This is a genomic window from Nocardioides renjunii (assembly GCF_034661175.1).
Lineage (GTDB): Bacteria > Actinomycetota > Actinomycetes > Propionibacteriales > Nocardioidaceae > Nocardioides > Nocardioides renjunii.
Genome location: NZ_CP141058.1, coordinates 3,698,460 through 3,711,501, shown reverse-complemented (window position 1 = coordinate 3,711,501; position 13,042 = coordinate 3,698,460). Strand labels below are relative to the sequence as shown.

The 13,042-nt window shown below is 73.6% G+C and carries 11 protein-coding genes; 9 read left to right on the top strand and 2 right to left on the bottom strand.

What is annotated here, in order from left to right; all coding sequences use genetic code 11:
- Positions 1-9: 9 nt before the first annotated feature.
- Positions 10-240: a hypothetical protein gene (locus tag SHK17_RS17790; protein WP_172266690.1), complete on the bottom strand. Its 231-nt coding sequence runs from the start codon at positions 238-240 to the stop codon at positions 10-12.
- Between the two features lie 191 nt (positions 241-431).
- Positions 432-2,000 carry a dolichyl-phosphate-mannose--protein mannosyltransferase gene (locus tag SHK17_RS17785; RefSeq protein WP_322922051.1) on the bottom strand — a complete coding sequence of 523 codons (1,569 nt, stop codon included), beginning with the start codon at positions 1,998-2,000 and terminating at the stop codon, positions 432-434.
- 169 nt (positions 2,001-2,169) lie between these two features.
- Here SHK17_RS17785 and SHK17_RS17780 point away from each other — a divergent pair, with 169 nt between their 5' ends.
- The 9 genes from SHK17_RS17780 (at position 2,170) to SHK17_RS17740 (ending at position 12,989) form a co-directional block, all read left to right on the top strand.
- Positions 2,170-3,999, top strand: a complete 1,830-nt coding sequence (locus SHK17_RS17780; RefSeq protein WP_322920197.1) for a PKD domain-containing protein — start codon at positions 2,170-2,172, stop codon at positions 3,997-3,999.
- A 7-nt stretch (positions 4,000-4,006) separates the two neighbouring features.
- A complete protein-coding gene (rsmI, locus tag SHK17_RS17775) occupies positions 4,007-4,837 on the top strand; it encodes a 16S rRNA (cytidine(1402)-2'-O)-methyltransferase (RefSeq protein WP_322920196.1) in 831 nt (276 codons plus the stop codon).
- Entirely contained in the window at positions 4,824-5,735 is a 912-nt protein-coding gene (locus SHK17_RS17770; protein WP_322920195.1) for a TatD family hydrolase, read from the top strand. The genes rsmI and SHK17_RS17770 overlap by 14 nt, the downstream gene beginning before the upstream one ends.
- 265 nt (positions 5,736-6,000) lie before the next feature.
- The gene (locus SHK17_RS17765; protein WP_322920194.1) at positions 6,001-7,140 is read left to right on the top strand and encodes a transglycosylase family protein; all 1,140 of its coding nucleotides are present in this window, start codon (positions 6,001-6,003) and stop codon (positions 7,138-7,140) included.
- Between the two features lie 43 nt (positions 7,141-7,183).
- On the top strand, positions 7,184-8,059 hold the full coding sequence (rsmA, locus tag SHK17_RS17760; RefSeq protein WP_322423170.1) for a 16S rRNA (adenine(1518)-N(6)/adenine(1519)-N(6))-dimethyltransferase RsmA: 876 nt from the start codon (positions 7,184-7,186) through the stop codon (positions 8,057-8,059).
- Positions 8,056-8,955 carry a 4-(cytidine 5'-diphospho)-2-C-methyl-D-erythritol kinase gene (locus SHK17_RS17755; RefSeq protein ID WP_322920193.1) on the top strand — a complete coding sequence of 300 codons (900 nt, stop codon included), beginning with the start codon at positions 8,056-8,058 and terminating at the stop codon, positions 8,953-8,955. Before rsmA ends, SHK17_RS17755 begins: the two co-directional genes overlap by 4 nt.
- A 93-nt stretch (positions 8,956-9,048) precedes the next feature.
- On the top strand, positions 9,049-9,546 hold the full coding sequence (locus SHK17_RS17750; RefSeq protein WP_322920192.1) for a hypothetical protein: 498 nt from the start codon (positions 9,049-9,051) through the stop codon (positions 9,544-9,546).
- Positions 9,547-9,592: 46 nt separating this feature from the next.
- Complete coding sequence (locus SHK17_RS17745) at positions 9,593-11,134, top strand: flotillin family protein (protein WP_322423168.1); 1,542 nt, start codon at positions 9,593-9,595, stop codon at positions 11,132-11,134.
- 52 nt (positions 11,135-11,186) lie between these two features.
- Positions 11,187-12,989 (top strand): ABC-F family ATP-binding cassette domain-containing protein, encoded by a 1,803-nt coding sequence (locus tag SHK17_RS17740; protein ID WP_322920191.1) that lies wholly within the window; start codon positions 11,187-11,189, stop codon positions 12,987-12,989.
- Positions 12,990-13,042: the final 53 nt, after the last annotated feature.

Here is a 13,042-nt window from a genome sequence, read left to right as displayed (position 1 = left end):
GGGCTGGGCTCAGCCCTTGCGGGGACCGAAGAGCAGGCCGCGCACGACGCTGCGGCGCGGTCGCGGGACGGCCGGTGCGGGCCACCAGTCGAGGCTGGCGTGGCCGGAGCGGTTGAAGCCCTCGCGGTAGACGAAGTGGTCGCCGCACGCGCAGACCCAGCGCTCGCCGACCTCGCGGTCGACGCCGCGGGTCGGTGCTCCCTCGGTCTCCAGACAGATGTGGATGATCGTGGACTCCATCGCGGCCCCCTCCCGGCGTCGCTCCCGAGCTGCTCGGGTTTGTCCATGGTGCGCCCCCGCCGGCCGGAGGGCCATGGGCGTCGGCAAAATTCCGGCCCACCTTGACGAAAACTCGGAAATCGCGCTCGCGGTGCACTAGGTGGTCTGGCCCGGTGGGTCCCCGCCGCCCGGGACGGCCGGTGCTGCCGGCGTCAGATCCAGCGCCGGAACCAGATCCGGGCGTCCCACTCCGGCTTGGTCAGCAGGACGTCGGTCCACACGGGCCAGAACCAGGCGAAGGCGATGAGAGCCAGCACGGTGTAGCTCCCGGCGACCACCACGCCGAAGGTGCGGCGGGGGGTGGGCACGTCCGAGCGGCCGATCAGGTGGCCCATCGCCAGGGCGACCGACAGCACGAGGAACGGCAGGCAGGTGATGGCGTAGAAGAAGAAGATCGGCCGGTCGTCGTAGAGGAACCAGGGCAGCCAGGTGCTCGCCAGGCCCATGACGGCGACGCCGTGGCGCCAGTCGCGGGCGCCGATCCACAGCAGGAGCGAGGCGACCATCGCCAGGCAGCCGCCCCACCAGATCACCGGGTTGCCGAGGAGCAGGACCTGCCGGATGCAGCTGGAGCCACTCGGTGCGTCGCACCCCTGGGACCCGGGCTGGATGTCGGTCTGGGCGTCGACCCCGACCGGTCGCCCCATGACGAGCCACGTCGACGGCCTCGACGCGTAGACGTGGGTGGAGTCGTCGAGGAAGTGGCTGTGGAAGGTGTAGACGTCCTGGTGGTAGGACCACAGCGACCGGAGCGACTGGGTGACCTCGCCGAGGCCCTCGGCGTCCGGCTCGCCGGCCGTCGGCCACGCCTGGCCGCCGCCGTACGACGTGTACTGCGTGTTGCTGAGCGCCTGCTCGTAGGCGTCGGCGTTCATGAGCCAGCCGGTCCAGGAGGCGACGTAGGTCGCCAGTGCCACGCCGACGAGGGCGAGGAAGGCGGGGACCCCGTCGAGGAACACCGAGCGGAGCAGCGGTCGTCGCTCGCCGAACGCGCGACGCGCGCCAGCGCTCCACAGCCACGCCAGGAGGCCGAAGACGGCGAGCGCATAGGCCGCCGACCACTTGGTGCCGCACGCGAGGCCGAAGGCGACCCCGCCGGCGAGCAGCCACGGCCGCCACCACCCACGCGACGTGCCGGCCGCCAGCCGGTCGCGCAGCCACTGGCGGTCGGCGACCACGCAGTGCACGCCGCACAGGATGAAGAAGGCCAGGAAGATGTCGAGCAGGGCCAGGCGGGACAGCACCAGCTGCAGGCCGTCGATCGACAGCAGCAGCCCGGCGACGAGGCCCAGCACGGTGGAGCCCGTCACCCGCCGCACGAAGCGGCACATGAGGAGCACCATCAGGGCGCCCACGACCGCCGACGCCATGCGCCACCCCGACGGGTCCATCCCGAACGCCTTGATGCCCCCGGCGATGAGCCACTTGCCGACCTCGGGGTGGACGACCATCGAGGGCCCGTCCTCCCACAGTCCCATCGGGCTGCCGTTGAGGATCGTCTTGTCGGCGTCCTCGACGTAGGTGCGGACGTAGCCGAAGCGGAGCAGCGACCAGGCGTCCTTGGCGTAGTAGGTCTCGTCGAAGGAGAACTGGTGCGGGACGCCGAGGTGCCAGCGACGCAGGAAGAACGCCAGGGTCGCCAGGCAGATGGCGGCGACCCAGCCGAGCAGCGGGTCCTCGGACCGCCAGCGCGGACGGTTCCGCTCGGCGGCGCTCGGCATCACGACTCGAACTCTAGCCAGAGGCGCCCGGCCCACCGCGTCCGCGCGCGGGCCGAGCTGTCCACGCCGGAGCGTGGCCCCTTGACGTGGCGCTGGTCACCTCGGAGACTCATCCCGGTTCAGGAGTGCGAACCGCGTTCGACATCGCGCACCGTCTCGGGAGGTCCTCATGCCACGCACCGCCAGGTCAGCCGTCCGCCCGGGCCACGCGCTGCGCGCGGTCCTGGCCGCCCTGGCGCTGGTGTCGGCGGGTCTGGCCGGGGTCGTCGTCGCGTCGTCCTCCACCGCCCTCGTCACGGCTGCGGGCACGTCGGCGGACGTCGGGCGTACGTGGGTGGTGGACGCGGTCGACCCGCTTCCCAACGACGGCACCCTCAACCGCTGGGAGTCCGCCGACACCGCTACGTCGGTCGTCACCATCGCGGTCGGCGACACCGTCGAGTGGCAGTTCGACCGCGCCACCCAGGGCCACGACCTCACCTCGCAGCCTCCTGCGAGCACGACCGAGACCTCCTGGAGCCAGCCCCTCGCGGAGTACCGCGACCCCGGCGGGCAGCCGGTGCGTCGCACCTTCACCGACCCCGGGACCTACCGCTACATCTGCTCGATGCACGGCTCGTCGATGTCCGGGCTGGTGATCGTGGTGCCCGCCGGCGACAACGCGTCGCCGACGGCGGCCCCGGTCGTCTCGCCGACCTCGGGGGAGGCACCGCTGGTCGTGCACGCGACCGCGAACGCAGCCGACCCCGACGGCGACGTCCCCACCGTCTCGTGGGACTTCGGCGCGGGTGGTCCGGTGGCCCACACCGACCACGCGATGTTCGAGTACCGCACCCCGGGCCAGTACGTCGCCCGCCTCCGCGTGAGCGACGGGCGAGGTGGCCTGCGGGTCGAGGCGTTCCCGATCACGGTCACCGGCGAGGGCGGCCCGACCGACCCCGAGCCGCCGCCGGGCGACGGTGCGCTGCCGACGATCGACGCCCTCGCCGCCCCGGCCCGGGGAGCCGCGCCGCTCGCGGTGGCCTTCTCGACGCAGGTGACCACCCGCGGCGCCCTGCACGCGTACTCGGTAGGTCTCGAGGCCTACCCCGCGCTGACCGGGGAGACCGTCATGGTGCGGAGCCGGGGGAGGACCCACACGTCGCTGCAGGTCAGCGGCACCAAGCCGGGCGCCCGGCACGCGGCGGTGCACGTGCACGAGCGGGCCTGCGCCGACGAGCTCGGGGGCGCGCACTTCCGCTTCGACACCGACCAGCCGTTCGCCGAGCCCAACGAGATCTGGCCCCTCTTCACCTCCGACGCGGCGGGCGCGAGCGGCCTGGTGGAGGTCACCAAGTCGCTGCGCGCGGGGCCGTCGGCGGTGTCGCTCGTCGTGCACGACCCCGACAACGCGGCGCGGCGCATCGGGTGCGCGGACCTCGCACCCGGCACCGCCGACCTCACCTACAGCTGGAGCTTCGGAGACGGCACCACGGGCACCGGTGCGGACCCCGACCACACCTACGCGGCTCCCGGCACCTACACGGCCACCGTGACGGTGGGCCACGGCTCCGGCGCCCACTCCGGGCACGGGTCGGTGAGCGACAGCGTGCAGGTCGTCGTGGCCGGTGACGTGCCCCCGACGGTGACGCCGCCCGTCCCGCCCGTCGCCACCCCGCCGGTCCCGCCGGTCCCGCCGGCTGGGCCCACCCCACCGGTCGTCGACGCGGCCGGCCCCCGCATCACCCGGCCCACCCCGCGCGGCACGGTCCGCTCCGCGCGGCCGACCGTCCGGGTGCGGGTCCTGGACCGGGAGTCGCAGCTGCGTCGGCGCGACCTCGTGCTGCGGCTCGACGGCCGACCCGTCGCCGGACTGGCGTACGACGCCGCGCGGCACGTGGTGCGGTGGCGGCCGGCGAGGGCGCTGGCCCCCGGGCGCCACGTCCTGCGGCTGGTGGCCCACGACCGGGCCGGCAACCGGTCGACCGCCACGTGGAGGTTCGTCGTCCGCCTGCGATGATCGACCCATGGCTGGCGTCCTGGTCCTCGCGGGCACCCCGATCGGGCAGGTCGGCGACGCGCCGCCCCGGCTGGCCGCCGAGCTGTCCGGCGCCGACGTCGTCGCGGCCGAGGACACCCGCCGCCTCAAGCGCCTGTGCACCGACCTCGACATCACGCTGTCGGGGCGCGTCGTGTCCTACTTCGAGGGCAACGAGCAGGCCCGCACCCCGGCGCTGCTCGACGCGCTGCTCGCCGGCGACCGCGTCGTGCTCGTCACCGACGCCGGCATGCCGAGCGTCTCGGACCCGGGCTACCGGCTGGTGGCCGCCGCGGTCGAGCACGACGTCCGCGTGACCGCGGTCCCCGGCCCGAGCGCGGTCCTCACCGCCCTCGCCGTCAGCGGCCTCCCGGTCGACCGGTTCTGCTTCGAGGGCTTCCTGCCGCGCAAGGCCGGCGAGCGCGGTCGCCGCCTCGCCGCACTGGCTACTGAGGAGCGGACCATGGTGTTCTTCGAGGCGCCGCACCGCACCGAGGCCGCGCTCGCCGCGATGGCGGAGGCGTTCGGCGACGACCGCGCCGCCGCGGTGTGCCGCGAGCTCACCAAGACCCACGAGGAGGTCCGGCGGGGTCCGCTCGGCGACCTCGTCAGCTGGGCCGCCGACGGCGTGCGCGGCGAGGTGACCGTCGTGGTCGGGGGATCGAGCGGAGCGCCGGCCGTGGCGGGCGACCCCGGCTCGCTGCGCGCCGCGGTCGCCGACCTCGAGGCCGCCGGCTCCACCCGCAAGGAGGCCATCGCCGAGGTCGCCAAGCGCGCCGGGCTCCCCAAGCGAGAGGTCTACGACGTTGTCCACCGCTGACCCGGCCGAGCCCGGGGGCCCGACGCGCAGCCGCGCCGCCACCGAGGAGGGATCGGGCGCCCGCCGCGACCGGGAGCGCCCGCCGGCGCCCGAGCCGCTGCCGCACCCGGTCGTCGACAACCACTGCCACCTCGACATCGCCGACGGCGACTGGCTCGGCGTCGAGGACGCCCTCGCCGCCGCGACCGCCGTCGGCGTGCCCCGGATCGTGCAGATCGGCTGCGACCTGCCGGGCGCGCGGTGGGCGGTCGCCGCGGCGGCCGAGCACGACGCGCTCGTCGCCGGCGTCGCGCTGCACCCCAACGAGGCGCCCCGACTGGCCGCGACCGGCGACCTCGACGCGGCGCTCGAGGAGATCGAGCGGCTCGCCACGGCGCACGACAAGGTGCGCGCCATCGGCGAGACGGGCCTCGACCACTTCCGCACCGGCGAGGACGGCCGGGCCGCACAGGAGGAGAGCTTCCGCCGCCACATCGACCTCGCCAAGCGGCTCGGCAAGACGCTGGTGATCCACGACCGCGACGCCCACGACGACGTGCTGCGCCTCCTCGACGAGGAGGGCGCCCCGGAGCGCTGGGTGATGCACTGCTTCTCCGGCGACGACGCGTTCGCGCGCCGGTGCCTGGACCGGGGCGCCCACCTCAGCTTCGCCGGCACCGTCACCTTCAAGAACGCCGCACCGCTGCGCAACGCCCTCGCCGTCACCCCGCGCGACCGGGTGCTCGTGGAGACCGACGCCCCCTTCCTGACGCCGACGCCGTGGCGGGGGCGGCCCAACGCGTCCTACCTCGTGCCGCACACCGTGCGGGCCATGGCCGAGGTGCTGCACGCCGACCTGGAGGAGCTTTGCCGGGCGATCGACACCAACACCGAGGCCGCCTTCGGCGGCTCCTGGTGACGGACGAGCGCCCCTCCTGCGCCCGCCCGGGTGACCCGGATCTCGCCCGATTTTCGCCGTTCGAGTTTGCGTCAGGGGGTCCGGTCGTTATCGTCTTGTGATTGTTGGCCGGGATCGGGACTGATGTCCGGCAGCACGAGGACCGGATCGGGCCGGTCCTGCGAGACCCCCGCTCGCACGTCGTACGGCGCCACCCGGCTGCCGCACACGCCCAGGTGGGGGCGTGCTGCCACCGAGGCCCGGGAAGAACGACGTTCGGAGAATCGTGCGCTCTCGTCTCGCGCAGCTCAGCAGGTCCAGGACCGTCCTGGCGACCCTCGTGGCGGTCGTCGCCGCAGCCGTCGTCGGCACGACGGTCGGCTACTCGGCCCTCAGCAAGGACGTGACCCTCAGCCTCGACGGGCGCACCCTCGAGGTGAGCGCCTTCGGCGACACCGTCGGTGACGTGCTCGCCGCCGAGGGCATCGAGGTCACCGACAAGGACCTGGTCGCCCCGGCGGTCGACGAGGCCGTCCGCGACGGCTCGGCGATCGCCGTGCAGTTCGGGCGCCCGGTCGAGCTCTCCGTGGACGGTGAGTCCCGGACCTACTGGGTCAACAGCACCGACGTGGCCACCGCGCTCGGCGAGATCGGCCGCCGCTTCGAGGGCGCCGACCTCTCCGCCAGCCGCAGCTCGTCCATCGGTCGCAGCGGGCTCTCGCTCGCCGTCGTCACCCCCAAGGTCGTGCGCCTCAAGCTCGGCGGCAAGCAGCTGCGCCAGCGCAAGGTCACCGCGCTGACCGTCGGCGAGGTGCTGGAGTCCATGCGCTACGACCTCGACCGGCACGACAAGGTCACCCCCTCGCTCGGCACCGAGGTCGCCGACGGCGACAAGGTCGTCGTCACCGACATCCGCATCGCCACGAAGAAGGTGGGCCGCGAGGTCCTCGACGCACCGGTCATCGAGCGCGAGGACGCCTCGATGCTCGAGGGCGAGGAGGAGGTCGTCCGCGAGGGCCGCGACGGCGTCCGCTCCGTCACCTACCGGCTGCGCTGGGTCAACGGCGACCTCGTCGCCCGCAAGGTCGTCCGCGCCGACCTCAAGGTCAAGGCCGTCCCGACGATCGTCGCCATCGGCACCAAGGAGGAGCCGGAGGAGCCGAGCTCGAACTTTGCCGGCGGCGACACGGTGTGGGACGCCCTCGCGCGGTGCGAGTCGGGCGGCAACTGGGCCATCAACACCGGCAACGGCTACTACGGCGGCCTCCAGTTCAGCCTCGGCACCTGGCGTGCCTACGGCGGCACGGGCTACCCCCACCAGGCCTCCCGCGAGACCCAGATCGCCGTGGCGACGCGACTGCGCGACGCGACCGGCGGCTACGGATCGTGGCCTGGCTGCTCGGCCAAGCTCGGCCTGCCCCGCTGAGCCGACGGTCCTGCCGGCACGCCCCAGCCCCTAGGGTTCAGCCATGACGACCGACCCGGCTGGCCCGAGGCTCCTCGGGCCGGCCGAGGTGCGCAACCTCGCCGCCGAGCTCGACCTGCGGCCCACCAAGCAGCGCGGGCAGAACTTCGTGATCGACGCCAACACGGTGCGCCGGATCGTCCGTGAGTCGGGCATCACCGGCGACGACGTCGTCGTCGAGGTCGGCCCCGGCCTCGGCTCGCTGACACTGGCGCTGCTCGAGGTGGCCCGGCGCGTGATCGCCATCGAGGTCGACCCGCTGCTCGCCGAGCGGCTGCCGGCCACCATCGCGTCGTACGCCCCGGCGCAGGCCGACCGCTTCGAGGTCGTGCTGGCCGACGCCATGCGGGTCGAGTCGGTGCCCGGCCCGCCGCCCACCGCGCTGGTGGCCAACCTGCCCTACAACGTGTCGGTGCCGGTGCTGATCCACCTGCTCACCCTGCTGCCGTCCCTCGAGCGCGGGCTCGTCATGGTGCAGGCCGAGGTCGCCGACCGGCTCGCCGCCGGTCCCGGGTCGAAGACCTACGGCGTGCCGAGCGTGAAGGCGGCGTGGTTCGCCGACGTACGCCGTGCCGGCGCGATCGGGCGCAACGTGTTCTGGCCGGCGCCCAACGTCGACTCCGGCCTGGTCGCCTGGACCCGCCGGGAGCCGCCGGTGACGACCGCGACGCGCGAACAGGTCTTCGCCGTCGTCGACGCGGCGTTCGCGCAGCGGCGCAAGCAGGTCCGCGCCGCCCTGCGCGGCCTCGCCGGCTCGGCGGAGGCGGCCACCGCTGCGCTCGGGATCGCCGGCGTCGACCCCACGGCGCGGGGCGAGGTGCTCGATGTCGGCGACTTCGCGCGCATCGCCGAGGGGCTCTCCGCCGTGGGCGTCGCGTGAGCATCACGGTCCGGGCGGCCGCGAAGATCAACCTCCACCTCGGGGTCGGCCGCGCCCGGAAGGACGGGTTCCACCCGCTCGACACGGTCTACCAGGCGATCGGCATCCACGACGACCTCACCCTGACCGCGGCGGACGACCTCGGTGTCACGACCCACGTGGCCGCCCACATCGACCCGGCCGCCGTGCCGGACGGCCCCGACAACATCGTGCTCCGGGCGGCCCGGCTGCTCGCCGGGCACGCCGGAGTCCCCGCGACCGGCGCGTTCGAGGTGCGCAAGGACATCCCCGTCGCCGGCGGGATGGCTGGCGGCTCCGCCGACGCCGCGGCTGCGCTCGTGGCGTACGACCGGCTCCGTGACCTGCGCACCTCCGACGACGACCTGCTCGCACTGGCCGCCGAGCTCGGCAGCGACATCCCCTTCTCGCTGGTCGGCGGTACGGCGCGCGGGACGGGACGCGGCGAGCAGGTGACGCCGGTCGAGGACCTGCACTCCTGGTGGTGGGTGGCGGTGCCGACGACCGAGGGGCTGTCCACGCCGGCCGTCTACGCGCACTTCGACCGGCTCCGGCCGGACGCGCCCGTCGTACCGGCCTCGGCCGAGCCGGTGCTCGCCGCGCTCGCGACGGGCGAGCCGCTGCGGCTCGCCCGGGCGCTGCACAACGACCTGCAGGAGCCGGCGATCGACCTGCGCCCCGAGCTCGGCGACCTCATCGCCCTCGGCGAGGCGGAGGGTGCGCTGCGCGGGATGGTCAGTGGCTCGGGGCCCACGGTGGTCTTCCTCTGCGACTCCGCTGACGGGGCCCGCGCCACGGCCGCAGGCCTGTCGGGTGCGGGCCACGAGGTCGTGCTGACGGCCACCGGACCGGTCGCCGGCGCCCACCTCGTCGAGTGATCGGAGCCCGGTTGGCATGAACTCCGGTCAACGGGGAAGCATGCCGCTATGTTGTCCGCGACACTCACGTCGCAGTGACCGGGGGGAGGCAACGTGACCGTGTTCCTGGTGGTCGGCGCGCTCGGCGTCGTGCTGCTGCTCGTCGCGCTCCTCGTCGGTGACGTCCTCGACGGTGCGCTGGAGGGCCTGGGCGCCGGGTTCTTCTCGACCGAGGCGCTCGCCGGCTTCCTCGGCGCCCTCGGCTTCGGCGGCGCCATCGCGCTCGAGGTCACCGGCTCCGCGTCGCTCGCCGTGGTCGTCGGCGTCGTGCTGGGCGTGCTGCTCGCCGTGGCCGCGACGAAGGCGTCGAGGTTCCTGCACGGCAGCGGCGAGACCGACACCGTCCGCACCTCCGACATGGTCGAGAAGATCGGCTCGGTCGTCAGCGCGATCCCCGACGGCGGCTTCGGTGTCGTCTCGATCAGCGTCGGCGGCCACATCACCCGCCTCAACGCCCGCTCGAGCACCGCCGTGCCCGCCGGCACCCAGATCAGCGTCACCCAGGTCATCTCGCCCACGGCCGTGCAGGTCGAACCGCTCTTCCTGCCCTGACCCGCCCCAGCCGCCCCACCCACTGCGCCCCCAAGGAGCACCGCACATGTTCGGACTGTCCCCGATCGTCACCGCCGTGATCGGCCTCGTCGTCCTCCTGGCGCTGCTCGCGCTGCTGGTGACGACGCGCTACAAGGTGGCCGGGCCCAACGAGGCGTTCATCATCACCGGACGCAAGGGCAAGGGCGAGGTGCGCAACCCGGAGACCGGCGAGATCTCCACCGACCTGTCCGGCCAGAAGGTCGTCATGGGCGGCGGCGTGTTCGTCATCCCGTTCGTGCAGCGGCTGGCCACGCTCGACCTGTCCTCGCGGCGGATCTCGGTGCAGATCCGCGGCGCCGTCTCGGGCCAGGGCATCAAGCTCAACCTCGACGGCGTCGCGCTGGTCAAGGTGGGCGGCAACGAGGACTCGATCCGCGCGGCCGGGCAGCGCTTCCTCAGCCAGCAGGCCGACATCGAGACCTTCACGCAGGAGGTCCTCGCCGGTGCGCTGCGCTCCATCGTCGGCTCCATGTCGGTCGAGCAGATCATCCGCGACCGCGCGGCCTTCGCCCAGCGCGTCGCCGAGGAGTCCGAGTCCTCGCTGACCGGCCAGGGCCTCGTGCTCGACACGTTCCAGATCCAGGACATCACCGACGACGGCTCCTACCTCGCCGACCTCGGCCGCCCCGAGGCCGCCAAGCTCAACCAGCTCGCGTCGATCGCCGAGGCCAACGCCCGCCAGGCCGCCGAGCAGGCCCGCATCGCCGCCGAGCAGGAGATCGCCGTCACCCAGCGGGCGCTTGCGCTCAAGAGCGCCGAGATCAAGGCCGAGACCGACGCCGCCAACGCGCAGGCGGCCGCCGCCGGACCGCTCGCCCAGGCCGACCGCGACCAGGCCATCCTCCTCGAGCAGGAGAAGGTCGCCGTGCGCCAGGCCGCCCTCAAGGAGCGCCAGCTCGACACCGAGGTCCGCAAGCCGGCCGACGCCGAGCGCTACCGCGTCGAGACCGAGGCCCAGGGTCGCCGCAGCTCGGCGATCCTCGAGGCCGAGGCCCGCAAGGCCGCGTCCATCGCCAACGCGGAGGCCGAGGCCGAGAAGGCGCGGCTCACCGGTGAGGGCGAGAAGTCCCGCCGGTCCGCCCTCGCCGAGGCGGAGGCCATCGAGGGCGCCAAGCGCGGTGAGGCCGAGAAGGCCCGCCGTGTCGCCGAGGCCGACGCCCTCCGCGCCGAGGGTGAGGCCCAGGGCGCCGCGATCCTGGCCGCCGGGCAGGCCGAGGCGGAGGCCATGGACAAGAAGGCAGCCGCCTTCGCCGGCTACAACGAGGCCGCCGTGCTGCAGATGCTGATCGAGGTCATGCCCAAGGTGGCCGCCGAGCTGGCCCGCCCGATGGGCCAGATCGACAAGCTGACCGTGATCTCCTCCGACGGGGCCGGCGAGCTGCCCAAGCAGGTGACCACCAACCTGGTCCAGACGATGGAGCTGCTCAAGACCACCACCGGGCTCGACGTGGAGTCGCTCATCAAGAAGTACTCCGGCACCAACGGCTCGACGGCGAGCCTGGCCGCGGCGCCGCCCGCCGGTCCGGTGGGTCCCGCCGCCGACTGACGGCGTCGCCGGTGCGGCCCGCCGGGGGTTCGCCTGAGAGGATCGCCCCGACATGGCGAACCTCATCAACCTCGAGCGGGTCTCGAAGTCCTACGGCGTCCGGCCCCTCCTCGACAACGTCTCGCTCGGCATCTCGGTGGGGGAGCGGGTCGGCGTCGTCGGCCGCAACGGTGACGGCAAGACCACGCTCCTCGAGGTGATGACCGGGCTCGAGGAGCCCGACTCGGGTCGGGTCTCGCGTACGCGCGGCGTCGAGATCGGCTACCTCCACCAGGGCGACGAGCTCGTCGACACCCACACCGTCCGCGAGGCGGTGCTGGGCGGTCGCGCCGACCACGAGTGGGCGGCCGACACGACCACCCGGCAGGTGGTCGAGGAGCTGCTCGCCGGCGTCGCCCTCGACCGGGAGGTCGTCGGGCTGTCGGGCGGTGAGCGCCGCCGGTGCGCCCTGGCCGCCCTGCTGCTGTCCCGCCACGACCTGGTCGTGCTCGACGAGCCGACCAACCACCTCGACGTCGAGGCCGTCGCGTGGCTCGCCTCGCACCTCGTCAGCCTGCCCAGCGCGCTGATCGTCGTCACCCACGACCGGTGGTTCCTCGACGAGGTCTGCCAGACCACGTGGGAGGTCCACGACGGCGCGGTCGACTCCTACGAGGGCGGCTACGCGGCGTACGTGCTGGCCAAGGCCGAGCGCCAGCGCCAGGCCGCCGCGTCCGAGACCCGGCGGATGAACCTGGCCCGCAAGGAGCTCGCCTGGCTGCGGCGCGGCCCGCCGGCGCGTACGTCGAAGCCGAAGTTCCGCATCGACGCGGCCAACGCCCTCATCGACGACGTACCTCCTCCGCGCGACCGGATGGAGCTCCAGCGCTTCGCGAGCCAGCGGCTCGGCAAGGACGTCGTCGACATCGAGGACGTCGACCTCGCGCGCGGGGAGAAGGTGCTGCTCGAGCACGCCACGTGGCGCATCGGTCCCGGTGACCGGGTCGGCATCGTCGGCATCAACGGCGCCGGCAAGACCTCGCTCCTCTCGTTGATCTCGGGTGCGCTGCCGCCCGACGTCGGTCGCGTGAAGCACGGCCGCACCATCGCGATGCAGTACCTGACCCAGGCGCTCGACGAGATCGACCCCGAGGCCCGGGTGCTGCCGACCGTGGAGTCGATCCGGCGGGTGACGAAGACGCTCGACGGGCAGGAGCTCACCGCGACGTCGATGCTCGAGCGCTTCGGGTTCACCGGCGACCGGTTGACCGCGCGGCTCGGTGACCTGTCCGGTGGCGAGCGCCGCCGCTTCCAGCTGCTCAAGCTGCTGCTCACCGAGCCCAACGTGCTGCTGCTCGACGAGCCGACCAACGACCTCGACATCGACACGCTCAACGTCCTCGAGGACTTCCTCGACTCGTGGCCCGGCACGCTCGTCGTGGTCTCCCACGACCGCTACTTCCTCGAGCGGGTCACCGACTCGGTGTGGGCCCTGCTCGGCGACGGGCAGGTCTCGATGCTCCCGCGCGGGGTGGACGAGTACCTCGAGCGGCGGTCCGCGATGCAGGCCGCCGCCGACGCGGGTGGTGGCGGCACCTCGTCGTCGCCGAGCGCCTCCACGGGCGATGTGCCGCCACCCCCGGGCAAGGCGCGTCCCGGCAGCGCGGAGGACCGCGCCGCCCGCAAGATCCTGGCGCGGGTGGAGAAGCAGCTCGAGCGGATCGCCGTACGCGAGGCGGAGCTGCAGGCCGAGATGGAGGCCAACCTCACCGACTACGACCTGCTGGCGCGTGTCGGCGGTCAGCTCTCCGAGCTGGCGGCGGAGAAGGAGGAGCTCGAGCTGGAGTGGCTCGAGGCCTCCGAGGTCGTCGAGTAGGGGCCGACGCCGGTCCGTCTCCACCCCCGGGCAGAGACGCAGATCTGTCCGTG